General features: G+C 58.1%; 20 protein-coding genes and 1 tRNA gene. 12 read left to right on the plus strand and 9 right to left on the minus strand.

Features of this window, described 5'->3' with window-relative positions; translation table 11 throughout:
- Positions 1 to 141 precede the first annotated feature (141 nt).
- The 6 genes from AC2FFB_RS10645 to AC2FFB_RS10670 all read right to left on the minus strand — a co-directional run bounded on the left by AC2FFB_RS10645 (position 142) and on the right by AC2FFB_RS10670 (position 6,095).
- Positions 142 to 1,962 carry an ABC transporter transmembrane domain-containing protein gene (locus AC2FFB_RS10645; protein WP_496874890.1) on the minus strand — a complete coding sequence of 607 codons (1,821 nt, stop codon included), beginning with the start codon at positions 1,960 to 1,962 and terminating at the stop codon, positions 142 to 144.
- A 127-nt stretch (positions 1,963 to 2,089) separates the two neighbouring features.
- Positions 2,090 to 2,164: transfer RNA gene (locus AC2FFB_RS10650), tRNA-Gly, on the minus strand.
- Positions 2,165 to 2,302: 138 nt separating this feature from the next.
- Positions 2,303 to 3,439: an N-acetylglucosamine-6-phosphate deacetylase gene (nagA, locus tag AC2FFB_RS10655; RefSeq protein WP_281994951.1), complete on the minus strand. Its 1,137-nt coding sequence runs from the start codon at positions 3,437 to 3,439 to the stop codon at positions 2,303 to 2,305.
- Entirely contained in the window at positions 3,436 to 4,464 is a 1,029-nt protein-coding gene (locus tag AC2FFB_RS10660) for an SIS domain-containing protein (RefSeq protein ID WP_271949347.1), read from the minus strand. The genes nagA and AC2FFB_RS10660 overlap by 4 nt, the downstream gene beginning before the upstream one ends.
- A 19-nt stretch (positions 4,465 to 4,483) precedes the next feature.
- Positions 4,484 to 5,233, minus strand: coding sequence for a GntR family transcriptional regulator (locus AC2FFB_RS10665; RefSeq protein WP_271949346.1), 750 nt, complete (start codon positions 5,231 to 5,233; stop codon positions 4,484 to 4,486).
- Entirely contained in the window at positions 5,220 to 6,095 is an 876-nt protein-coding gene (locus tag AC2FFB_RS10670) for a glucosamine kinase nucleotide-binding domain-containing protein (protein WP_496689635.1), read from the minus strand. The genes AC2FFB_RS10665 and AC2FFB_RS10670 overlap by 14 nt, the downstream gene beginning before the upstream one ends.
- 171 nt (positions 6,096 to 6,266) lie before the next feature.
- On the opposite strand from AC2FFB_RS10670, the gene AC2FFB_RS10675 reads away from it, so the two are divergent.
- From AC2FFB_RS10675 to AC2FFB_RS10705, 7 genes are all read left to right on the plus strand, one after another.
- A complete protein-coding gene (locus tag AC2FFB_RS10675) occupies positions 6,267 to 7,151 on the plus strand; it encodes an N-acetylmuramic acid 6-phosphate etherase (RefSeq protein ID WP_281994952.1) in 885 nt (294 codons plus the stop codon).
- 24 nt (positions 7,152 to 7,175) lie between these two features.
- On the plus strand, positions 7,176 to 8,429 hold the full coding sequence (locus tag AC2FFB_RS10680; protein ID WP_281994953.1) for an ABC transporter substrate-binding protein: 1,254 nt from the start codon (positions 7,176 to 7,178) through the stop codon (positions 8,427 to 8,429).
- A gap of 65 nt (positions 8,430 to 8,494) precedes the next feature.
- Positions 8,495 to 9,409, plus strand: a complete 915-nt coding sequence (locus AC2FFB_RS10685; RefSeq protein WP_142636674.1) for a carbohydrate ABC transporter permease — start codon at positions 8,495 to 8,497, stop codon at positions 9,407 to 9,409.
- 10 nt (positions 9,410 to 9,419) lie between these two features.
- Positions 9,420 to 10,259, plus strand: coding sequence for a carbohydrate ABC transporter permease (locus AC2FFB_RS10690; protein ID WP_271949335.1), 840 nt, complete (start codon positions 9,420 to 9,422; stop codon positions 10,257 to 10,259).
- Positions 10,256 to 11,290: a Gfo/Idh/MocA family protein gene (locus AC2FFB_RS10695; RefSeq protein ID WP_496874891.1), complete on the plus strand. Its 1,035-nt coding sequence runs from the start codon at positions 10,256 to 10,258 to the stop codon at positions 11,288 to 11,290. The genes AC2FFB_RS10690 and AC2FFB_RS10695 overlap by 4 nt, the downstream gene beginning before the upstream one ends.
- Complete coding sequence (locus AC2FFB_RS10700) at positions 11,287 to 12,282, plus strand: ABC transporter ATP-binding protein (protein WP_496874892.1); 996 nt, start codon at positions 11,287 to 11,289, stop codon at positions 12,280 to 12,282. Before AC2FFB_RS10695 ends, AC2FFB_RS10700 begins: the two co-directional genes overlap by 4 nt.
- Positions 12,283 to 12,488: 206 nt before the next feature.
- Entirely contained in the window at positions 12,489 to 14,378 is a 1,890-nt protein-coding gene (locus AC2FFB_RS10705) for a PhoX family protein (protein ID WP_496693858.1), read from the plus strand.
- 47 nt (positions 14,379 to 14,425) lie between these two features.
- Here AC2FFB_RS10705 and AC2FFB_RS10710 read toward each other — a convergent pair whose 3' ends face one another.
- Together AC2FFB_RS10710 and AC2FFB_RS10715 are read right to left on the minus strand one after the other, a co-directional pair.
- Positions 14,426 to 14,992: a tetratricopeptide repeat protein gene (locus AC2FFB_RS10710; RefSeq protein WP_496689625.1), complete on the minus strand. Its 567-nt coding sequence runs from the start codon at positions 14,990 to 14,992 to the stop codon at positions 14,426 to 14,428.
- 30 nt (positions 14,993 to 15,022) lie between these two features.
- Positions 15,023 to 15,505, minus strand: coding sequence for an Lrp/AsnC family transcriptional regulator (locus AC2FFB_RS10715; RefSeq protein WP_142636662.1), 483 nt, complete (start codon positions 15,503 to 15,505; stop codon positions 15,023 to 15,025).
- Between the two features lie 108 nt (positions 15,506 to 15,613).
- On the opposite strand from AC2FFB_RS10715, the gene putA reads away from it, so the two are divergent.
- A complete protein-coding gene (putA, locus tag AC2FFB_RS10720; protein WP_496712761.1) occupies positions 15,614 to 19,015 on the plus strand; it encodes a bifunctional proline dehydrogenase/L-glutamate gamma-semialdehyde dehydrogenase PutA in 3,402 nt (1,133 codons plus the stop codon).
- Positions 19,016 to 19,057: 42 nt separating this feature from the next.
- Complete coding sequence (locus AC2FFB_RS10725) at positions 19,058 to 19,801, plus strand: rhomboid family intramembrane serine protease (RefSeq protein WP_281972692.1); 744 nt, start codon at positions 19,058 to 19,060, stop codon at positions 19,799 to 19,801.
- Here the strand turns inward: AC2FFB_RS10725 and AC2FFB_RS10730 are convergent.
- Positions 19,766 to 20,608: an IclR family transcriptional regulator gene (locus tag AC2FFB_RS10730; RefSeq protein WP_281972691.1), complete on the minus strand. Its 843-nt coding sequence runs from the start codon at positions 20,606 to 20,608 to the stop codon at positions 19,766 to 19,768. The two genes, AC2FFB_RS10725 and AC2FFB_RS10730, sit on opposite strands and share 36 nt — an antisense overlap.
- A 189-nt stretch (positions 20,609 to 20,797) precedes the next feature.
- Between AC2FFB_RS10730 and bhcA the strand changes: the two genes are divergently transcribed.
- From bhcA to bhcC, 3 genes are read left to right on the plus strand one after another with little or no spacing between them, the layout of a single operon-like run.
- Complete coding sequence (gene bhcA / locus AC2FFB_RS10735; protein WP_496874893.1) at positions 20,798 to 21,988, plus strand: L-aspartate--glyoxylate aminotransferase BhcA; 1,191 nt, start codon at positions 20,798 to 20,800, stop codon at positions 21,986 to 21,988.
- An 11-nt stretch (positions 21,989 to 21,999) separates the two neighbouring features.
- Positions 22,000 to 22,971: a beta-hydroxyaspartate dehydratase BhcB gene (bhcB, locus tag AC2FFB_RS10740; RefSeq protein ID WP_281972689.1), complete on the plus strand. Its 972-nt coding sequence runs from the start codon at positions 22,000 to 22,002 to the stop codon at positions 22,969 to 22,971.
- Positions 22,972 to 22,982: 11 nt separating this feature from the next.
- Positions 22,983 to 24,146, plus strand: a complete 1,164-nt coding sequence (bhcC, locus tag AC2FFB_RS10745) for a 3-hydroxy-D-aspartate aldolase BhcC (protein ID WP_496874894.1) — start codon at positions 22,983 to 22,985, stop codon at positions 24,144 to 24,146.
- The last annotated feature ends 12 nt before the right edge of the window (positions 24,147 to 24,158 follow it).

A 24,158-nucleotide genomic window follows, 5' to 3' on the forward strand; every position in this document is an offset into this window, starting at 1 on the left:
CTGTACTTTTACTGCGTCACGCGCAGGCTCTCATCTAGGATGAAAGTAAAACCCGCTCATGTGCAAGTAAGGGCTTAACGGCAGAACAACCCAGAATGTAGAATGACGCTGGGGCGCAAAACAAAATTTCTCGCCATCAGGTTACTCTGCTGCAACACCATCGGTAAATTGCAACCGTGCCAAACGCGCGTACAGCCCATCCTGCGATACCAGATCGTCATGCGTTCCCTGCGCAACGATCTGCCCGTTCTCCAGGACGATGATGCGGTCGGCTTTTTTCACGGTTGCCAATCTGTGCGCAACAATCAGCGTCGTCCGCCCTGCACGCAACCTGTCGACAGCCCCTTGCACAGCGCGCTCGCTTTCAGCGTCCAATGCCGATGTCGCCTCATCCAACAACAGGATCGGAGCATCGCGCAAAATGGCGCGGGCGATGGCGATCCGCTGTTTTTGTCCCCCGGACAACATGACGCCTCGCTCTCCTACAAAGCTGTCATAGCCTTCGGGCAGCGTCGAGATGAATTCGTGGGCCGCAGCTGCGCGGGCTGCGTCTTCAACCTCGGCATCCGTCGCATCGAGCCGCCCAAATCGGATATTTTCGCGCGCCGATGCGGCGAATATCGTGGGATCCTGAGGCACAAGTGCCATATGACGGCGGAAATTGGAACGATCCAAATCTCGCAGGTCAATGCCATCCAAACAAACGCGTCCCGAGTCAGGATCATAGAATCGCTGAATCATCTGGATCACAGTTGTTTTTCCGGCCCCCGAGGGGCCGACAAATGCGACGGTTTCCCCGGGGTTGACTGTCAGCGACAGTTCATTCAACGCCACGACACCCGGACGCGCCGGGTAGCGGAAAGTCACATCGTCGAACTGAATCTCGCCGCGCACGGGCGCGGGGAAAACTTGCGCCTGGCCGGGATCGTTCACGGTGTCCTGAGCATTCAACAACTCGACCAACCGCTCGGTCGCACCGGCCGCACGCTGCAATTCGCTCCAGATTTCGGACAGGGCCGCGACCGAACCGGCCATGATGATCGAATAGATCACGAACTGGATCAGAACGCCCTCGGTCATGACACCATTGCGGACATCATTCGCCCCCATCCACAACACGCCCACGATTCCGGAAAACACCAGGAATATAACGATGACGGTCAGCACGGCCCGGGTCTGAATTCGGCGCAGCGAGACAGTATAGGACGTTTCGGTCATCTCACCGAATTGATTTCGGCTGGCCTGCTCATGGGTAAAGGCCTGAACGGTTTGAACCGCGCTCAGCGCCTCGCCGGCATTGCCTGATGAGGCTGCGATCCAGTCTTGGTTTTCCCGGCTAATAACCCGCAGGCGCCGCCCCAATACCAGTATCGGAACCACAACCAGCGGAATCAGCAGCAAGACCATCCCGGTCAGCTTGGCCGAGGTCAGCAGCATCAGCACAAGCCCGCCCAGAAACATCAACATATTGCGTAGAGCGATCGAGACTGACGAGCCCAGCACGGATTGAATCAGCGTGGTGTCGGTCGTGATCCGGCTCAGCACCTCACCCGTCATGATACGTTCATAGAATTCGGGGCTCATCCCGATGACGCGATCAAAAACGGCTTTGCGGATATCGGCGACAACGCGTTCGCCCAGGCGCGTAACAAGCGCGTAGCGGATACCTGTTCCGACGGCCAGAATCGCGGCGATGCCCAGCGCCGCCAGAAAGTACCAATCCAGTAGCTCTCCGTCTTCGATCCGAAAGTTGTCGACCACACGGCGGACAGCCAAAGGCAATGTAAGCGTCATGCTGGCGGTCAGAACCAAGGCCATAGAGGCCCCAATCATTTGCAATCGATAAGGCTTCATGAATGGCCAGAGCGAAGCCAGAACACCGATCTTCCTGGACCTGGCCCGTTCCTCAGCCGCACCGGGTGCGGGTTTTGCTGCTGGACTGGCTGAGACGGGTTTTGCCATGTCAGGCCCTTACATCGTGTTCGAATTCCGGTATCCCGCTTCTTGGCGTCTACAACCCGCCGGGTCAAGCGGTGCAGCCGAATGGCCCAAACGAAAGGCTATTTGACGCAGACTTTTGGGGCTGATTTGGAGCGGGCGGCGGGAATCGAACCCGCTTCATCAGCTTGGAAGGCTGAGGTAATAGCCAGTATACGACGCCCGCTCAGCGGTGGCTGGTTTATGCCATGCCCAAGGTGTCGTCAAGCACAGTTCGCACGCGAAATTCAAAATCATATGACACCCGGGGACGGACCCCGGCGCATCGGTAATCCCGGGGTCGTTTCGGCAGCGCGCGGCTTATTCAACGCGCGGCATTCGCCCATTCGCAAGTTTCAAGATCCGCCGAAATACGGATCATGGATGCCAGATTCTTACTGGAAGATTCGGCCAAGCCAATCAACTTCGCAGGATAGGTCGTTGCGGCGCTCAGCGCATCCTTCAGCGGGACACCGACATTTTTGACAAGGATGCGAACAGCCGTCGTCAGATCCAGGTCAGCCCCTGCCAGCGTTCCATTTTCAAGCGTCAGGCGGCCATCCGTTCTGGTAATACGGCGCCCTTCAAGGTTGAATTCGGCATCCTCTGTTCCGGCAACAGCCATGGCATCGCTGACCAGAAATATCCGGGCCGGGCCGGTCTTTGCCGCCCATGCCGCCCGCATGACCTCAGGGTGTACGTGTATACTGTCGGCAATCAGACCCGCAGACAAACCCGCATTGGCCAGCGCCGCCCCCACAAGACCAGGCTCGCGGTTTCCAAGCTGGCTCATGGCGTTGAACAGATGTGTGACACAGCGCGCGCCCGCCGCAGCATAACGTTGACAGGTCGCAAAATCCGCATCGCTATGACCCAGAGACACCAGAATTCCGGCCTCAGCCAAAGAGGTAACCTGTCGCTCAGACACAGCTTCTGGCGCCAGGGTTACTTTAAGGCAAGGCAATCGGCTGGCCGCGGCTATCAGGGTGGTCAGATCCTCTTCATCCATCGGGCGGATCAGCGCGGCGTCATGCGCCCCTTTTCGCGCCAACGAAAGATGCGGTCCCTCCAGATGCAGTCCAGCGACACCGAGAACACCGACATCCACAGCCTTGATCGCGGCCTCTATTGCCTGCTGGGTCTTGGCCGCAGTGTCGGTAATCAGGGTGGGCAAAAAGGATGCGACGCCAAGCTTTCTATGCGCTTGAGAAATGCGCTGGATAGTCTCGACAGAAGGGTCATCGTTGAACATGACACTTCCGCCGCCATTGACCTGTAGGTCCACAAATCCGGGGCAGAGAATATCACCGTTCAGATCGACCTGCTGCCCGGCGATTTTGGTTCCGTCTGCCGGGGTGATCTCGGACAAATTACCTTGGCGAAACACAACCGCCTGCCCCTCCAGCAGGTGTGTGCCGTCGAAATAGGCGCCGTTTCTGAATACAACCGTCTCAGAGGTCATACAGTTTCCGTAACTTTCTTAAGGTGACGCGGGGCATCAGGGTCAATTCCGCGATTGCAGGCGACCGATTCAACCATGCTGTAGAACGATGTGATGGCGCTGATGGGATCGGTCAGCCAATGGTCCGTTCTGACGACCGGCAGAGGCTGCGCCCGTTTCACCGCCGATGTTGTGGCAAAAACGGTAGCCCCTTTTGCCGCCAACGCATCAGCCGCTTCTGCCGTTGTTTGTTCAGCGGCATCACTGGCAGCGAACACAATGGTTGGAAACCCTTCTTCAACGATTGAGACCGGCCCGTGCAGAACTTCTGCAGTCGAATAGCTCTCGGCGTGGATCTGGCAGGTCTCTTTGATTTTCAGCGCCGCTTCATTCGAGATCGCCAGCGATGGACCGCGACCCAAGGTAAACAGGGACCGGCCGGAAATCGCATTGGCGGCCGGGGTCCAGTCGCATTGGGCAGCCTTCCCAAGATACCCGGGCAGTGACCATATGGCCTGCTTCAGCTCTGCCTCATCCGCGATTTCCGCCAGCAACCACAGCCCCGCCACCAGAGACGTCACAAAGGTCTTGGTTGCTGCCACACTCAATTCCGGTCCCGCATGAAGAGGCAGGACGGCGTCCGTGGCATCTGCCAGGTGGGATTCCGTATTGTTCGTAATGGCGACCGTCACGGCACCAGATCGTTTCAGCGCGCGCGTCATGCCAACGATGTCCGGGCTTTGACCAGATTGCGACACCGATATGCTCAACGCACCCTGCGCCCGAAGCTCGGCACCATAGATCGAGTTGACCGAGGGCCCGACCGAGGCAACAGGAAGGTTCAGCAATAGTTCGCATGCATATTTCAGATAGGTGCAGGCGTGATCCGAAGATCCTCGCGCCACCGAGACCAGAAAACGCGGGTCTGCGTCGCGCGCCAACTGGGCAGCGTGGCGGATATTGTCAGCCCCATTGCTTAGCAATCGGTCTACGGCATCAGGAATTTCCAGAATTTCCTGACGCATCTTCGAGAGTTCTACGGACATCTAGTTCCGTCCTTTCAGGTTACAACCGCAATTCAGCGACAAAATCATACGCATCGCCGCGATAAAGCGAGCGTGTCAGTTCGGCGACGCGTCCGTTTCTGAGAAAAGAAACACGTTCAATATTCAGCCCGGCGGCTCCCTCGGGAACATCAAGAAGTTCAGCCTCACGCGCGGCCAAATTCAGGGCCGAGATCTTCTGAACCGCCCGAACAGGACGGCGGCCCAGCCGATCCAAGACCTCGTACAGAGAGGTGGTCACCTCGATCGGGTTCGGCAGGATATCCAAAGGTAACGCCGCTTTTTCCAGCGCCAATGGACGGCCATCGGCTTCGCGCAATCGGTAGATACGAGAGATTTGCTCACCCTCGGACAAGCTCAAGGCGGCAATCTCTTCTTGGGTCGGCGCAAAGACCCCCCGCTCCAGCCATTTCGACGCGGTTTTCATTCCACGGCTGGACATGTCTTCGGTGAACGAAGTCAGATGTGTCAGCGATTGTTCGACCCGTGGGATGCGCTCGCGGATGAACGAGCCCGAGCCCTGGCGCTGTTCGATCACGCCCTCTTGGACAAGCTCTTGAATCGCCTTTCTCACGGTGACGCGCGAAAGGTCCGTGATCTCGACAAGTTCTCTCTCGGACGGAAGCGACGATTTGGGGGGCAGAACACCCGTATCAATGCCCTCCTGCAGCCTTCGCCGTAGTTGGACATATCGCGGCCCATTATCAGCGGTCAGCCAGGAATCCGAACGCAGAAAATCAGCAATGCTCATGTTCGACCTCCTTTGCCAAGGCGAGCGCCCCGTCGAGCGGTTCTCCTAACGGCGCGCGCAGGTCGGATTGCATGTTTTCGGGCAGATACGACGCGTATTGACCACCAATACCGCCCGTCAGACACAGCGCGGCTCCCGGGCTCCACCCCAAATGCGTGGCGGTATCCGCCAGATAGGCAGCACCTGCCCGCATGATTTGTTGCGCAACCACGTCGTCATCTTGGGCAGCCATGGTCACTTTTGGTGCAATCGCTCCAAACTGCGCAGGGTCTGCAGCCCCTGCAAAACGAACGATCCCGGCAGGTCCGTCATGTTCGGACAGCAAAGTGGTCAAAAGGTCCGAACGGGTCTGCGTTCCATCAGACGCACGCAATGCCAAGGACAATGCCATCCTTCCAACCCACTGGGCCGAGGCTTCATCCCCCAAGACCGAGCCCCAGCCACCGGCAAAGCGCATGTCTCTACCAGTTTGTCTGGCCAGAAATGAGCCTGTACCACAATGGGCAATCAGCCCGTCCTGCGCACCCAGTGCCCCGCGCAAGGCAGCGGGACGATCATCCTCTATCCGGGCGTGCTTTAGACCAAGCGCATCCCTCAAACGAGTTGAGATCGCCTGATCCGTGATCCCAGCTAAACCAACAAAGGCAGGACTTGCCAACAAGCCCTCAACCCCGATGCCAAGCTTGCCAGACAGCTGGTCCAACCCCAGCTTTATCTGTGAAACGCCAGCCTGAAAATCAGTCGAGACGTTTGCAGCGCCAACTTCAACGCTGTGAGCGATTCCAGCAACCTCACAGGCCACACGACAGCGCGTTCCACCGCCATCAACGGCCAATACAGCATTATGCAGGGACTCAATCATGACAATACCAATACAATACCTATTTGATTTAGAAAAGCCTAGATTTTGGCGCTACTCGCAAATATTGCAGTTTTTCCTATAAGAACAGCACAAAACCTTCACTGAAAAGAAAATGTTGGACAGGTGGTATTAAATAGGTATTGTAATCGGGAAACCTGGGAGGGGATTCTCTTGACGCTGCCGTCAACCGAACAACTGCACCGCGACGCCACCAGCCTGAGCCGCGAAGACCTGACAGGGTCGGCGCTGTTGCTGGCCGAGGGGCAGATCGCTGCGGCAGCGGCGGTGCGCTCGGCCACACAGGCTATTGCATTGGGCGCCGCTGCGATGGCCAGGACGCTCCGGTCGGGCGGCATGTTGCACTATGTTGCGGCAGGCTCGTCCGGTTTGATGGCGGCGGCTGACGCGCAAGAGCTGGGCGGAACATTCTCGATCACGCCAGACCAGTTGCGAATCCATATGGCTGGTGGTCTTCCGACGGGTGTCGAGATGTCGGGTGATTCCGAAGACGCCGACGGTGACCTGCGTGAAGCGCTGAACAGTTTGTCAGCCCGGGACACGGTGATCGCCGTATCCGCAAGCGGGTCGACCCCCTACACGATGACAGCCGCAAGCATCGCCCGTGCAAAAGGCGCGACCTTGATCGGCATCGCCAATAACGCCAACAGTCCCCTGCTGACACAGACCAACATCCCGATCCTGCTAGCCACCCCGCCCGAACTGATTTCGGGATCAACGCGGATGGGCGCGGGAACGGCGCAAAAGATCGCTTTGAATATGCTGTCGTCGCTGATGGCGCTGGACCTTGGCCACGTACATGGCGGCATGATGGTCAACCTGCGCGCGGACAATGACAAACTGCGCGCCCGCGCGGCCGGAATCGTAACCCGCATTGCCGAGGTGGACACAGACGCAGCAAAGCGCGCACTGGAAGCAACACGCGGTGATGTGAAGCCCGCCGTGCTTGTCGCCGCAAAAGGTGTTTCGGCATCCGAAGCCACTGAACGCCTACGAACATCAGACGGAATCCTAACGGCCGCACTGGCCATAGAATAATAACCATCAATCGGGAGAATATGGATGACTAAGAATAGCTTGAAACTTGCTCTGCTGGGCACGACGTTGATGGCGTCGGCTGCCTATGCGGAAGATGTGACCCTGACCATCGAAAGCTGGCGAAATGACGACCTGACCCTATGGCAGGACCAGATCATCCCTGCGTTTGAGGCCAAACACCCCGGCATCAAAGTGCAATTCACACCCTCGGCCCCGGCGGAATACAACGCCGTACTGAATTCGAAACTGGATGCGGGATCGGCGGGTGACCTGATCACCTGTCGACCGTTCGACGCATCGCTGGCCCTGTATGAGGCCGGTCATCTGAGCGACCTGTCCGGTGTCGAAGCGATGAACAACTTCTCGGATGTCGCCAAGTCGGCCTGGCAAACGGATGACGGCTCGGCCAGTTTCTGCGTTCCGATGGCGTCGGTGATCCACGGGTTCATCTATAACAAGGACGCGTTTGCCGAACTGGGTATCGAAGTTCCCACAACCGAGGACGAGTTCTTTGCCGCCCTCGACAAGATCAAGGAAGACGGCACTTATATCCCGATGGCGATGGGCACCAACGACCAGTGGGAAGCCGCCACTATGGGCTATAACAACATCGGTCCGAACTATTGGAAAGGCGAAGAGGGCCGCCAGGCGCTGATCGCGGGCGAGCAAAAGCTGACCGATGAAGCCTGGACCGCCCCCTATGCCACCCTGGCCCGTTGGGGCGCTTATCTGGGTGACGGATATGAGGCGCAGACTTATCCCGACAGCCAGAACATCTTTACCCTGGGTCGCGCAGCCGTCTACCCTGCGGGATCCTGGGAAATTTCGGGCTTCAATGCGCAGGCCGATTTCGAAATGGGCGCCTTTAAGCCGCCAGTCCAGAATGCGGGCGATACCTGCTATATCTCGGACCACACCGACATTGGCATTGGTATGAATGCGGCCACCGCGAATCCCGAAGCTGCCGAGACGTTCCTGGCCTGGGTCGCAAGCCCGGAATTCGCCGAAATCTTCGGCAACGCCCTGCCTGGCTTCTTCCCGCTCTCGAACACTCCGGTCGAGCTGCAGGACCCGCTGGCCAAGGAAATCGTAGGCTGGCGCGAAGAGTGTGAATCGACCATCCGCTCGACCTATCAAATCCTGTCGCGTGGCACACCGAACCTTGAAAACGATACCTGGGGCGCTTCTGTTGCTGCCATCAAAGGTGCAAAATCCCCCGAGGAACTGGGTGTCGAACTGCAGGAAGGCCTGGCCTCCTGGTACGCTCCGCATCAATAAGCTGATCTATACCCGGGCGGTGCCGACCGCCCGGGTAACTCCGACACCCCTTTGAAAGCAATCCCATGACCCGCCCCCGCATTCGCTGGCATATCGTTGTATTTCTGGCACCTGCCGTACTCGTCTATACCGCTGTGATGATTTTCCCGCTGTTCAACACACTGCGCCTTGCACTGTATACAGAGGTTGATCAGGCTCGCGTGTTTGTCGGATTGCAGAATTTCCGGACCCTGTTTTTCGATCCCAACTGGTCGGATCAATTCTGGAATGCTCTGGGTAATAATTTTTGGTTCTTCCTGATCCATATGTTGGTTCAGAACCCGATCGGCATCGCGCTGGCCGCCCTTCTCAGCCACCCCCGCCTACGGTTTGCCGCCCTGTATCGCTCGGCGATCTTTATTCCTACGATCCTCAGCTTTGTGATCGTGGGCTTTGCCTGGAAACTGATCCTGTCGCCGATCTGGGGCATTGCGCCTTCGATGCTGGATGCTGTTGGGCTTAAGTCCCTCTTTGCACCGTGGTTGGGCAAAGAGGAATACGCACTGACCACGCTGGCGCTGATCTCGGTCTGGCAGTTCGTAGGCATCCCGATGATGCTGATCTATGCCGCCCTGCTGACCATCCCCGAAGAAATCCTTGAGGCCGGAGAGATCGACGGCATCACCGGGGCCTCGGCCTTCTGGAAGATCAAACTACCGCTGATCCTGCCGTCGATCGGGATCATCTCGATCCTGACCTTTGTGGGCAATTTCAACGCATTCGACCTGATCTATGCCTCACAAGGCGCGCTGGCGGGGCCAGATTTCTCAACCGATATTCTAGGTACTTTCATGTATCGCACATTCTTCGGCTTCCAGTTGCAACTAGGCGACCCGCATATGGGATCGGCCATCGCCGGGGCCATGTTCGCAATCATCCTGGTGGGCGTCTGTATCTATCTGTTCGGCATCCAGACCCGGATGCGCCGGTATCAACTGTGAGGGCCAAGTGATGAACAAAGCACGCCATAACCCCCTCAACACCGTAGCGATGCACGCTGGGCTGATCCTGTATACACTGATCGCTCTGTTCCCGGTCTTTGTGATCCTGATCAACAGCTTCAAAACCCGCCGATCGATCTTTCGCGAACCGCTGGCCCTGCCCAACGCAGACAGTTTTTCGCTGATCGGCTATGAGACGGTGATGAAGCAGGGGGATTTCTTCCTCTACTTTCAGAACTCGATGATCGTCACCGTGGCGTCCCTGTTCTTTATCCTGCTGTTCGGTGCCATGGCGGCTTATGCGCTGTCCGAGTACCAGTTCAAAGGCAACCTGCTGATGGGCCTATATCTGGCACTGGGGATCATGATCCCGATCCGCATCGGCACCGTCGCAATCCTTGAGATGATGGTGGCGACCGGGTTGGTGAACTCACTTTGGGCGCTGATCCTGGTCTATACGGCACAGGGTTTGCCGCTGGCGGTGTTTATCCTGTCTGAATTCATGCGGCAGGTCAGTGATGACCTGAAAAACGCCGGGCGCATCGACGGGCTGTCGGAATACACGATCTTCTTCCGCCTGGTGCTGCCACTGGTGCGGCCCGCCATGGCGACGGTGGCGGTGTTCAACATGATCCCGATCTGGAACGACCTTTGGTTCCCGCTGATCCTGGCCCCGGCTGAGGAGACCAAGACCCTGACGCTGGGCAGCCAGGTCTTTATCGGTCAATTTGTCACCGACTGGAACGCGGTCCTGTCAGCCTTGTCGATGGCAATCCTGCCGGTCCTGGTTCTCTATGTCATATTCTCACGCCAGCTGATCCGCGGCATCACGTCAGGGGCTGTCAAATGACACGTGTTCTGATCGCAGGTCTTGGCAATATGGGGTTCAGCCACGCGCTGGCCCATCACCATCACCCGGACGTGCAAATTGCTGGGCTGGTGAACCGATCCGGGCGCGTGGATGACCCCGATCTGGCGGATTATCCTGCCTATTCGGATTTCGAAACCGCGCTGGCCGAAACAAACCCGGATCTGGTCGTGATCGCCACCTATTCCGACAGCCATGCGGATTATGCCTGTGCGGCGATGGAAGCCGGGGCGCATGTCTTTGTAGAGAAACCGCTGGCCACCAATGTCGCTGATGCGCGGCGCGTGGTCGAAACCGCCACCCGACTGAACCGCAAATTGGTTGTTGGCTACATCCTGCGCCACCACCCCTCGTGGGTGCGGCTGATTGCCGAGGCCCGCAACCTGGGTGGGCCTTATGTATTCCGCCTGAACCTGAACCAGCAATCCAGCGGCGCGGAATGGGAGACGCATAAAGCGTTGTTGCAGACCACCTCGCCCATCGTGGATTGCGGCGTTCACTATGTCGATGTGATGTGTCAGATCACCGATGCCCGGCCCGTCCGTGTCCACGGAATGGGTCTGCGCCTGTCAGATGAGATCGCGCCTGACATGTACAATTACGGGCAGTTTCAGGTGGTTTTCAATGACGGCTCGGTCGGCTGGTATGAGGCCGGCTGGGGCCCGATGATGTCGGAAACCGCGTTCTTCGTGAAAGATATAGTGTCGCCCAACGGTTCGGTCTCGATCACCGACGGGAACAAGGGTGCCTCGGCGGATATTGACGGCCACACAAAGGTTGGCGGTCTGCTAGTCCACACACCGCAAGGCGACCACACTATCGACATGCCCGGTGAACCCGGTCACCAGGAACTCTGCGATGCCGAACAGGGCTATATGCTGCGCGCCATCGCCAAAGACATAGACCTGACGCGTCATATGAATGACGCTGTCCAATCCCTTGCCATTTGCCTGGCCGCAGATGAAAGCATCCGCACTGGCCAGCCCGTTTCCTTTGAGGAGCAAGCGACATGACCGCCCTGACGCTGAACAAAATCAATAAATCTTTCGGCAATGTGCATGTTCTGAAGGACATCACGCTTGAGGTCGAAGACGGCGAGTTTGTCGTCTTTGTCGGCCCCTCAGGCTGCGGCAAATCCACCCTGTTGCGGGTGATTGCGGGGCTCGAGGATGCATCGTCCGGTGAGATCAACATTGGCGGTCAGCAAGTCAATCTGGTGCCGCCATCCAAGCGCGGCATTGCGATGGTATTCCAAAGCTATGCGCTCTATCCCCACCTCAGCGTTCGGGGCAATATGACCCTTGCACTGAAGCAGGAAAAGCAGCCCAAATCGGAAATCGAAGGCCGCGTGGCCAAAGCCAGCCGGATGCTGAACCTCGAGCCCTATCTGGATCGCTTCCCCTCGGAATTGTCGGGCGGTCAGCGTCAGCGGGTTGCCATTGGCCGCGCCATCGTGCGCGAACCCAAACTGTTCCTGTTTGATGAGCCCCTGTCCAATCTGGATGCCGCGCTGCGCATGAACACGCGGATCGAGATCGCCAATCTGCATCGCGCACTGGACGCCTCGATGATCTATGTCACCCATGACCAGACCGAGGCCATGACGCTCGCCGACAAGATCGTTGTCCTGCGCGACGGCCGGGTGGAACAGATCGGCAGCCCGATGGAGCTGTATAACAACCCCGCGAACCAGTTCGTGGCCGGGTTCCTCGGCTCTCCGTCAATGAATTTCCTGCCGCAGGGGTTGCTGAACGAAAGCGGTCAGAACACGATTGGCATCCGGCCCGAGGACCTGTTTGTTGCAGATGACGGACCACTCACCGCGCGTGTCAGCCATGTTGAGAAGCTGGGCGGAGACACAAATGTCATCGCGCAGATCAACGAACACGCCATAACCGCCCGGCTGTTTGGCCAGCATGCGATATCCGAAGGGCAGGAATTGCGTTTCGCCTATTCTCCGGACAAGGCCTATCGGTTCAATGCGGACGGTCAGCGCCTTACCTGACCGCTTTTCCTGTCAAAAAGCCAATAAAAACAAGATGTGATCAGCCCGTTTTGACGGGCTGATCACATCGGCGTATCCTTACGCATCCCGAGTAAATCTGTTTCCTGAGTATCCCGGCGCCATCGTTAATGGTGCTGTTATCACCCTGTCACAAATGCCCCCTAAATGCGTTTCATCGACTTTTCACCGACAGCCAGGAGCAATCCATGAAAGACGTTGACCCTACCACACTTTCCGCCGACGACTGGGACGAGCTGCATTTCCCCCGCCCTGAAGAAAACGACTTTGACCGTGTCGTCGAAAGCGCCATTTCCCGCCGTGGATTTCTGTCCGGCGTCGTGGCCTTCGGCTCTGGCGCGGCTGCGTTGGGAACCGGCCTGCTTGGCTCGACCTCGGCGCAGGCACAAGCAGCATCCCGGTTCGCTTTCACCCCGATTGCCGCACAAACTGATGGCACCGTCCATGTGCCTGAAGGGTTTGAGTGGAAGATCTTGATGCGCTGGGGCGATCCGCTGTTTTCGGATGCCGATGGCTATGACCTCGCCGAGGGCGGCCCGGTCGAGAACTCGGACCGCATCTTTGGCGAGAATACCGACGGCATGGAGACCTTTACCTTCCAAGGTCATGAGCTGATTGCGATCAATCACGAATATCCGAACGGTAAAATCAACCTGCCCGCTGCGCAGGAAGGTGTTCCGGCCAGTGCTGACGACGTGCGCAAACTGCAGAACCTGCAGGGTGTGACGGTGATGGAAATCACCGAAGGCCCCGAAGGTTGGTCCGTGGTCAAGGACAGCCCGTTCAACCGGCGCATCCACCACAACACTGAGATGAACATCGTCGGCCCCGCTGCCGGCCACGACCTGCTGAAGACCGAGGCCGACCCGACCGGCACAACCTCGCTGGGCACCATGAACAACTGTGGTGCAGGCAAGACGCCCTGGGGCACGTATCTGACCTGCGAAGAGAACTTTAACGGCTATTTCGGGTCCAGCGACGAAAACGCCAGCTACGATCAAAAGGTCGCGGACGGCTTCAAGCGCTATGGCGTCAAAGCCGAAAGCTGGAATGGCTACGAACTGTTCGATCCGCGGTTCGACACCTCCAAAAACCCAAACGAGCCGCACCGAGTGGGATGGATCGTTGAAATCGACCCGACCAAACCGGACAGCACCCCGGTCAAACACACCGGTCTTGGCCGTTTCAAGCATGAGAATGCCGAGGTGACTCTGGCCGCTGATGGCCGCGTGGTTGTCTATATGGGTGATGATGAGCGGGGCGAGTATCTGTACAAATTCGTCTCGAACGGCACCTATCAGCCCGGCGGCGAAACCCAGAATCTGTTGAACGACGGCACGCTTTATGTGGCGAAATTCGATGACGACATGACAGGCACCTGGCTGCCGCTGACGCCGGATGCAACCGGCATGGATGCGGCGGATATTGCGATCTTCACCCGATTGGCGGCATCCAAGGCGGGTGGCACGACCATGGATCGCCCTGAATGGGTGGCGTCCAGCCCGGTAGCGGTCGAAGCCTATTGCTGCCTAACCAACAACAAGAACCGCGGCGTGAAACCAAATGCCGGGGGAGACGACACGTCGACCAATGGCCCCAACCCGCGTGAGGCCAATAAATATGGCCAGATCGTTCGCTGGAAACCGGACAACGACGACCACGCAGCCGACGCGTTCGTTTGGGATCTCTATGTCATGGCGGGTAATCCGACAGTGCATTCTGACGCCCGCGCCGGATCGGCCAATGTGAACGAGGGCAACCTGTTCAACTCACCCGACGGAATGACCATTGACTCGACTGGTCTGGTCTGGATCCAGACCGACGGCAATGACGACAACGAAGAAGACTTTGCAGGCCACGGCAACAACCAGATGCTGGTCGGTGATCCGGTCACGGGCGAAATCGCCCGCTTCATGACCGGTCCAAACGGGTGTGAGGTCACGGGGCTGGCTTGGTCCAGCGATCTGCGCACCATGTTTGTCGGCATTCAGCATCCCGGCAGCGAATGGCCGGATGGAGGCACGCCGCGCTCATCGGTGATCACGATCAAGCGCACCGATAACGGGCTGGTCGGTTAAGCTGTTCCAGATTGTCCCCGGTCCTATGGATCGGGGACATCTATTCCTCAGATATCCTTACCTGGCGGCTCCAACGGTCCGCCCGGAGCCATCAGGTGGCGCTCGGACAGCCAGGGGTTAAGCTCCAAGGCATGTGACAGTGCCGCACGGGCTTCATCAATCCGATGCAAGCCAAGCAGCGTCAGGGCGCGCCCGCTGATCGCCGCGACATGGTTCGGAGACAGCTCGATCGCCTTGTCCAGATCCGGCAGTGCAGATGCGAAATCCTGGCTAAGATAATATGCAAAGGCGCGCTGATTGTACCCCTCGGCATAGTGCGGGCAGTATTCGATGAGCTTGTCAAACTCCTCGATGGCGCCCCGAAGGTCCCAGCCACTGCGGCGGGTCATGCCCCGGTCCAGAACGGCCTGCGCAACAGCGTCGGGCGCATCGGTCCAGAACTCCCATAATTGATTGGAAAATGTCTGGGCTTCGGCCTCGTTTCCAACATCCTGAATTTGCGCGATTACGGCCGAGATGCTTTCGGTATGATCCGGCGAGGACGGGCATTCTTCAGACCAGGCGACACCAGGAGGGGCCACCAACACTAGCAGAGGGAACACAAAACGCTTCATACGCGTATGGTGACGCGCTTGCGCAATTCGTCAACCCACCCTGTCCAAAGCGCCTGAAACAACGGTTTCCTTAACTGCCTCCATCGCCACAAAGGTCGAGGTATTCGCCACATGCGGAAGCGAGGATATCTTCTCAGCCAAAACGGCGCGGTATTCCGACATTGAACCAGTGCGGATTTTCAGCAGATAGTCGAAATTCGACGCGATCATATGGGCTTGCTCGATTTCGGGCACCTTGCGGACTGCGGCGTTAAACTCGGCCAGTGCCTTCTCTCTTGTGTCGGTCAGGCGCACCTCGACAAAAGCCACATGGTCCAGCCCCAGTCGGATCGGGTCCAGTAAGGCGCGATACCCGGTGATCACCCCGCTAGCCTCAAGTCGCTTTAGACGCGCCTGGGTTGGGGATTTCGACAGCCCGATCCGCCGCGCTAGGTCGGCAACTGATATGCGCCCATCCTCTGAGAGAATCGCCAAGATCGCTCGATCAAACCGATCCAAATCCGGAAAGCTCATTTGCACGGCATTATCCCCTAAATACAGTCCATCCGACCAGATGAATTAAAAAATACGGCAATCGTCCTGAGAAATCGACATTATATTCAACAAAAGCCTGGAGGATTCATGTCACACAGCCTGAGCACCCATATCGACAGCCAAACCTACGCTGATCAAACCGCCGTTCTCGACAATCTTATCGATCATGCCGCGCTGTCTGAAACTGATCGAGCCCAAATCTGTGCGGCAGCCGCCCAGCTTGTGCGTGATATTCGATCCAGTACATCGCCGGGCATGATGGAGGTGTTTCTGGCCGAATATGGCCTGTCTACCGATGAGGGCGTGGCGCTGATGTGTCTGGCCGAAGCGCTGCTGCGCGTGCCGGATGCCGACACGATCGATGCTCTCATCGAAGACAAGATCGCGCCGTCCGACTGGGGCAAGCATCTTGGGCAATCCTCCTCGCCGCTGGTGAATGCCTCGACTTGGGCGCTGATGCTGACCGGTAAAGTCCTCGACGACGGCAAGCCCTCGCCTGTCAGTGCCCTGCGAGGTGCGATCAAAAGACTGGGTGAACCGGTTATCCGCACGGCCGTCGGGCGCGCAATGAAGGAAATGGGTCGTCAGTTCGTGCTGGGCGAGACCATCCAGTCGGCCATGGAACGTGCCAGCGGGATGGAGGCCAAGGGCTATACCTATTCCTACGATATGCTGGGTGAAGCCGCACGGACCGAGGCCGACGCGGCCCGATATCATTTGTCTTATTCCCGTGCCATCACCGCCATTGCAGAGGCCTGCACCCATGATGACATTCGCGCCAATCCAGGCATCTCGGTAAAGCTGTCAGCACTGCACCCCCGGTATGAGTTGGCCCAGGAACAGCGAGTGATGGCCGAGCTTGTCCCGCGCCTGCGCGCTCTGTGCCTTTTGGCCAAAGCCGCTGGCATGGGCCTGAACATCGACGCCGAAGAGGCCGACCGCCTGTCGCTGTCCCTGCAGGTCATCGAAGCGGTAATGGCCGAGCCTGCACTCGCAGGATGGGACGGGTTCGGAATTGTGGTTCAGGCCTATGGTCCGCGTGCTGGAATCGCTCTGGACGCGCTCTATGGAATGGCCGAGCGCTATGACCGCAAACTGATGGTGCGGCTGGTCAAAGGCGCCTATTGGGATACCGAAATCAAGCGCGCTCAGGTTGAAGGCGTAGAGGGTTTTCCGGTGTTTACCAGCAAGGCCGTGACCGATGTCTCCTATATTGCTAATGCGCGAAAATTGCTGGGCATGACCGACAGGATCTATCCGCAGTTTGCCACCCATAACGCCCATACGGTCAGTACAATTCTGCAAATGGCAACTGATCAGCCTTTCGAATTTCAGCGGCTGCACGGGATGGGAGAAACCCTGCACCATCTGGTTAAGAACGCAAACAACACACGCTGCCGCATATATGCGCCTGTCGGGGCCCATCGTGACTTGCTGGCCTACCTGGTGCGGCGACTGCTTGAGAATGGTGCAAACTCTTCATTCGTGAACCAAATCGTGGATGATACTGTTCCCCCGGAGGAGGTTGCGGCCGATCCGTTTCTCACTCTCCTCGAACCGGCGCGCGCCATTCCAACCGGACCCGAGCTGTTTCAACCCGAGCGGCCCAATTCGCAGGGGTTTGACCTGCGGCACATTCCCACTTTGGACCGGGTCAACGCCGCGCGGGACGCGTTTCGGACGCATCACTGGTATGCGCGCCCGTTGTTGTCCGGCGATGCGCGGCCCGATGACGATCAGCCCATCGTCAACCCCGCACAGTCGCGGGATCGCCCCGGTGCCGTTGCCCCGGCCAGCGCACAAGATGTCGAGCTTGCTTTGACTGCAGCCACCCCTTGGCAGGTAGTGGCAGATCAACGCTCGCAGGTTCTGAATGCCGCCGCCGACCTTTACGAGACCCATTTCGGTGAACTTTTCGCCCTGCTGGCCCGTGAGGCTGGTAAGTCCCTGCCCGATGCAGTCGCCGAACTGCGCGAGGCGGTAGATTTCCTGCGCTATTATGCGGCGAATATACCCGACGCAGAACCAGCGGGTGTGTTCACCTGTATCAGCCCGTGGAACTTTCCGCTGGCCATTTTCACCGGTCAAATATCCGCCGCTTTGGCCACTGGGAATGCGGTATTGGCAAAGCCCGCACCGCAGACACCATTGATCGCGCATCGCGCCGTTGAATTGCTGCACGAGGCCGGAGTGCCACGCAGCGCGCTACAGTTGCTGCCGGGCGGTCCATCGGTGGGCGCAGCCCTGACCTCGGACCCGAGGGTGTCGGGAGTGGCCTTTACCGGCTCGACCGGGACCGCCCTGAAAATCCGTGCAGCCATGGCCGGAAACTTGCGACCGGGAACGCCTCTGATCGCGGAAACCGGTGGTCTGAATGCGATGATCGTGGACAGCACCGCCCTGCCCGAACAGGCGGTTCAGTCGATCATCGAAAGCGCATTCCAATCAGCGGGACAAAGGTGCTCGGCGTTGCGCTGTCTTTATGTCCAAGAAGACATTGCCGATGATCTTCTGACCATGCTGACAGGGGCCATGGACGCGCTGCTGGTTGGCGATCCCTGGTTGATTTCAACCGATTGCGGTCCCGTGATCGACGAAGATGCACGCCTTGGTATCGCTGATCACATCGCATTGGCACGGTCCGAAGGGCGTGTCCTGAAAGAGATGTCCGTCCCCGGCGACGGCACGTTCATCGCCCCAACCCTTATCGAAATCCCCGGCATTGCCGAGTTGGAGCGCGAGGTGTTTGGCCCCGTCCTGCATGTAGTGCGGTTCAATTCCTCGGAGTTGGATCAGATCATCGCCGATATCAACGCCACAGGATATGGGCTGACCTTTGGCCTGCACACACGGATCGACGACCGCGTTCAGCACATCACCGAAGCTGTTCATGCCGGAAACATCTACGTCAATCGCAACCAGATCGGCGCCATAGTTGGATCGCAACCCTTTGGCGGCGAGGGTCTGTCGGGGACCGGCCCAAAGGCGGGCGGGCCGAACTACCTGACCCGCTTCTGCGCCCCGGACCGGCAGGTCAGTCCCGAGCAATGGTCCACCGATATGACCGATCTACCATTGCCAGAAGGAAAATCTGCTGAGATCAGGGCGCGGTTGCTGCCCGGTCCGACGGGTGAATCGAACCGCCTGAGTGAATTCTCACGCGCACCGCTATTGTGTATGGGTCCCGGAGTTGAAGCCGCACAAGCGCAGGCCAACGCGGTCAAAGCACTGGGCGGGCGGGCTATCACTGCTATCGGCGCGTTAGACCTGCACCGGCTTGAAAACCTGACTGGCTTCTCGGGCGTATTGTGGTGGGGCGACGACGCAACCGGTCAGGAAATCGAGCGTCATCTGTCCCGGCGTGCAGGCCCGATCATCCCTCTGATCCCCGGCCAGCCAGATCGCACCCGCGTTCTGGGAGAACGACATGTCTGTGTCGACACCACTGCTGCGGGTGGGAATGCCGCATTGCTGGGGGGTGCGGCCTAAACAGGCCTTGACGCTGGGCAGCCAACCGCCCAGCGTCGCACCATGTTTCCAATTCGTGACCATAACCCTTCGGGACGCACACCGTATGTCATCTATCTGTTGATGGCTGCAAATATCCTGATTTTCCTCAGCTATGCGGGAAGCATGGAGAACCAGCGGCTGATCACCCAGCTGTATACCGACTATGCGGTGGTGCCCGCCCGGATTACGGACGGCTATACGCTTGAGACTCTCGTGACCTCGATGTTCCTGCATGGCGGCTGGATGCATCTGGCAGGAAACATGCTGTTCCTGTGGATCTTCGGCGACAACCTCGAAGACGAGATGGGCCACCTGCCCTTTCTGCTGTTCTATCTTGCCGCCGGTATCGGGGCCGGTCTGATCCACGTCGTCACAGCGCCACAATCTCTGGTCCCTACGATTGGTGCGTCTGGCGCAATAGCTGGCGTCATGGGTGGCTATTTGTTGATGTTCCCCAAAGCGCGCGTGGACATCCTGCTTGTTCTGGTGATCTATTTCCGTGTCTTCTCGATCCCGGCGTTTGTCATGCTAGGCGTGTGGCTGGGTATGCAGTTCATTGGAAGCCTGTCCAGCAACCCCGACGAGGGCGGCGTCGCCTATTGGGCCCATACCGGGGGCTTCCTTGTTGGTTTGCTCTTGTGCATACCCCTTTGGTTGCGGCGCGGCGCGAGTGACTATTGGAACCGCACCCATGGGCATCCGCCCCATCCAGAGCACGAATACAAGCTGTCACAATCCCGCATCCCCCGCATCCCGCGCCGGTAAGCGCCCACCGCTGAGCAAGGTAACCTCTTGCGCGGCGGCTTGTACCAATCGGCCTAATTCCGGCGCGCGTTCAGTGCTGAACCGGGCGGTAGGGCCAGATACGGAAATGCCCGCACAGGGTTCCCCCCGGTCGTTGAAGATGGCCGCACCGATGCATGACATCCCCTCGTATCGTTCCTCCCGATCATGCGACCACCCGCGGGCCCGGGTCTGATCCAGATCGCTTTGCAGTGCATCGCCGGGCACCAGTGTTTGAGGCGTGAAGACCTTTGTGTCCAACGTGCCCAGCGCTTTGATCAATGCAGCCTCGTTCAACGCGGCCAAGATCGCCTTACCGGTGCCCGAGGCATACATCGGTGTCCGCGCGCCCGGTGGAAAAAAAGCCCGGATCGGATTGGCCGTTTCGACCTGCCCCACAAACACCACTTCGGCCCCGTCCGGAACGGCCAGATTCGCCGTTTCGCCGCTATCCTGCATCAGCCGGCGTAAAATGGGCCTTCCGATTTCGATAACACCATTACGGCGTAGAAAGGACGCTCCGGTGCGATAGGTCTCGATCCCGATCATCCATTCTTGACGCTCTTCATCAAAGGCGACGAAACCGTGCTTCTGCAGCGTCACCAGAATTCGGTGTGTTGTGGCCGTGGGCACATCAACTTCGCGCGCCAAATCGCTGAGTGCTGCGCGTTCCAGACTGGCTACTGTGGTCAAAACGCTAAGCGCCCGATCCAGCGATTGCATGGTCCCGGCCGAGCTTTCCTTGAACAGCGATTTTGGTCTGCCGCGTGGCCTTTTCTGCGTTTCCATCCCAGGCATTTCCTTTCAGCTGTCCAAAGTTTCTCGCGTCCGGATTTCTTGTATGTAAAAATGAAAAACGGAAAAGTTCAATATATCAGTAGCTTAATATTTACCTTCAATAAATGAAAATATTTTTCAAGAAAATTGCGTAATGCAGCTTTTTCCCGGACACTTATCTCCAAAGCAGAGGAACAAGCCATGTCGAACCAAAACCCGGTTTTCATTCCCGGCCCGACCAACATACCTGATAGATTGCGCCTGGCCATGCAGGTCCAGACGCAGGATCATCGCGCGCCGGACTTTGTCCAGACATTTGCACCCGTACTGGAAGACACAAAGAAGGTCTTTGATACCGCTACGGCCCAGATCGTTACCTTTCCCGCCAGCGGCACAGGTGGATGGGAGGCTGCAATCACCAACACGCTCAGCCCCGGTGATAAGGTCCTGATTGCGCGCTATGGCATTTTCAGCCACCGCTGGATTGATCTGTGTACACGTCACGGGCTTGACGTTCAGGTCATCGACTGCCCTTGGGGCAGCGGCGCCCCCGCCGACCAATTTCAGACGGTTCTGACTGGGGACAAAGCGCATGAAATTCGCGCCGTTCTGGTCACTCATAATGAAACGGCGACAGGGGTGCTTTCGGATATCGGGGCTGTAAGGCGGGCGATGGATGCCGCCAATCACCCGGCGCTTTTGATGGTGGACTGCGTCAGCTCTTTGGCCTCTGTACCGTTCGAGTTCGACCGCTGGGGCGTCGACATCGCGGTTTCGGGATCGCAGAAGGGATTCATGCTGGCCACTGGCATGGCCATCCTTTGCGTCAGCCAGAAAGCGCTGGACGCGATGGAAACCGCAGAGCTGCACCGGACCTTTTTCGATTTCCGGGATATGATGGCGGCCAATGCGACCGGAGGGTTTCCCTATACACCACCTCTGCAACTGATCTACGGGCTGCGTGAAAGCCTGAAGATGCTGTTTGAAGAAGGCTTACCTAATGTTTACGCCCGTCATCATCGGCTTGCCGAGGGTGTCCGGCGCGCCGTCGATACTTGGGGGCTGGAACTGGTTGCTCAATCGCCAGACCTTTACTCGGACACGGTCAGCGCAATCTACGTGCCCGAAGGGTTCGACAGCAACATTCTGACCGACCATGCCTTTAACACCTACGGGATGTCCTTTGGTGTTGGCCTGGGCCAGTTGCACGGCAAGGCGTTCCGTATCGGGCATCTGGGCAGTCTGACAGATGCGATGGTCCTGTCCGGACTCTGTACGATCGAGATGGCAATGGCCGATCTAAGCTATCCGATCACGTTGGGCTCTGGCGTCGCCGCAGCCCAGGAACACTTTCGCGCCACACCCGGCAACCGAACCGAGGCCGCGGCGTAAGGAGAATGACAATGTTGGATCACCCCTCTGCCGCGGATCTGACGATCGAGGACATGCGTGTCGCGCATGATCGGATCAAACCGCATATCCGCCGAACTCCGGTCATGGTTTCGGACCACCTGAATGACCTGACCGGCGCGCAGCTGTTCTTCAAATGCGAAAATTTCCAAGAAGCCGGGGCCTTTAAGGTGCGTGGGGCCTGCAACGCTGTATTCGGCCTTGCAGACCATTTGATGCCCAAGGGTGTCTGCACGCATTCCAGCGGCAACCACGCCTTGTCTTTGTCTTATGCGGCCGGCCGCCGCGGTATTCCGTGCAACGTGGTCATGCCGCGCACAGCCCCGCAGGCCAAGAAGGATGCAGTTCGCCGATATGGCGGTACAATCACCGAATGTGACCCTTCGACAAGCTCGCGCGAAGCAACATTTGCCGAGGTTCAGGCCCGAACCGGTGGCGAATTTGTTCACCCCTATAACGACCCGCGTGTGATTACCGGTCAGGCCACCTGCTCCGCCGAACTGCTGGAACAGACTGGTGGTATGGACGCCGTTATCGCGCCCATCGGCGGTGGCGGCATGATTTCAGGCACCTGTCTGACGGTTTCGAACCTTGCGCCCGAGACCGCAATTTATGCAGCGGAACCGGAACAGGCGGATGACGCTTACCGGTCATTCAAGGCCGGTCATATCATCGCAGACGACGCACCCAAGACAGTTGCGGATGGGCTGCTGGTGCCCCTGAAAGAAAACACCTGGCATTTCGTATCCAACCACGTGACCGATATTTTTACCGCCTCGGAAGAGGAAATCATCGAAGCGATGAAACTGACCTGGAAGCACCTGCGCGTGGTGATGGAGCCGTCTTCGGCGGTCCCTCTGGCAACCATTTTGAAGAACCCAGAGGTTTTCCAAGGCAAGCGCATTGGGGTCATCGTGACCGGTGGCAATGTAGACCTGGACAAACTGCCCTGGCTGAAAGGGTAAGGAGAAACAACATGAACAAGACCGTAAATTTTGAAGACCTCGAGGTCGGCTTCGACATCCCTGCCGCGATCGGCATGGACGAAAGCGAGATACAGACGCCTTGCCTGATCCTTGATCTGGACGCGCTAGAGAGCAACATCCGAAAGATGGGCGATTTCGCAAAGGCCCATGGGATGCGCCATCGTGTTCATGGCAAGATGCACAAATCGGTCGATGTGGCCAAGCTGCAGGAACGGTTGGGCGGTTCGGTCGGCGTCTGCTGTCAGAAAGTGTCGGAAGCCGAGGTATTTGCCCGTGGCGGCATTACGGACATCCTTGTATCCAACCAGGTGCGCGACCCGGTCAAGATTGACCGACTGGCACGGCTGCCCAATTTCGGCGCACGTATCATTGTCTGCGTGGACGATATCGACAATATCTCCGACCTTTCGGCTGCCGCTTCGCGTCACGGTACAGAACTGGAAGTGTTCATCGAGATCGACTGCGGCGCAGGGCGCTGTGGTGTAACCACGACACCGGCGGTCATCAAGATTGCCAAAGCTGTGCAAGCAGCGCCAAATCTGAAATTCACCGGCATTCAGGCCTATCAGGGTGCGATGCAACATCTCGACACCTATGAGGCCCGTAAAGAGAAGCTGGATGTAGCCATTGCCATGGTCAAAGACGCTGTCGCCGGGTTGAAAGCAGAAGGGATCGAGTGCGAACTGGTTTCGGGCGGCGGCACCGGTTCCTATTACTTCGAAAGTAACTCGGGCGTTTACAACGAATTGCAATGCGGCTCTTACGCCTTCATGGACGCGGATTATGGGCGGATTCTAGATCAGAACGGCCAGCGGATTGATCAGGGAGAATGGGAAAATGCGCTGTTCATCCTGACCAGCGTCATGAGCCACGCCAAAGCAGACAAGGCCATCTGCGACGCCGGCCTCAAGGCGCAGTCGGTCGATAGCGGCCTGCCCTTTGTGTTCGGGCGTGATGATGTCGAATACCTCAAGTGCTCGGACGAGCATGGGGTTATCGGGGATCCAGACGGCGTACTGAAAGTCAATGACAAGCTGCGGTTGGTGCCGGGCCATTGTGATCCCACCTGCAATGTCCATGATTGGTATGTGGGCGTACGGGGCGGCAAAGTCGAAGCCCTGTGGCCGGTCTCGGCCCGCGGGAAAGCCTATTGAGATGAGGGATGT

This window comes from Ruegeria sp. YTSA219, from assembly GCF_059609985.1.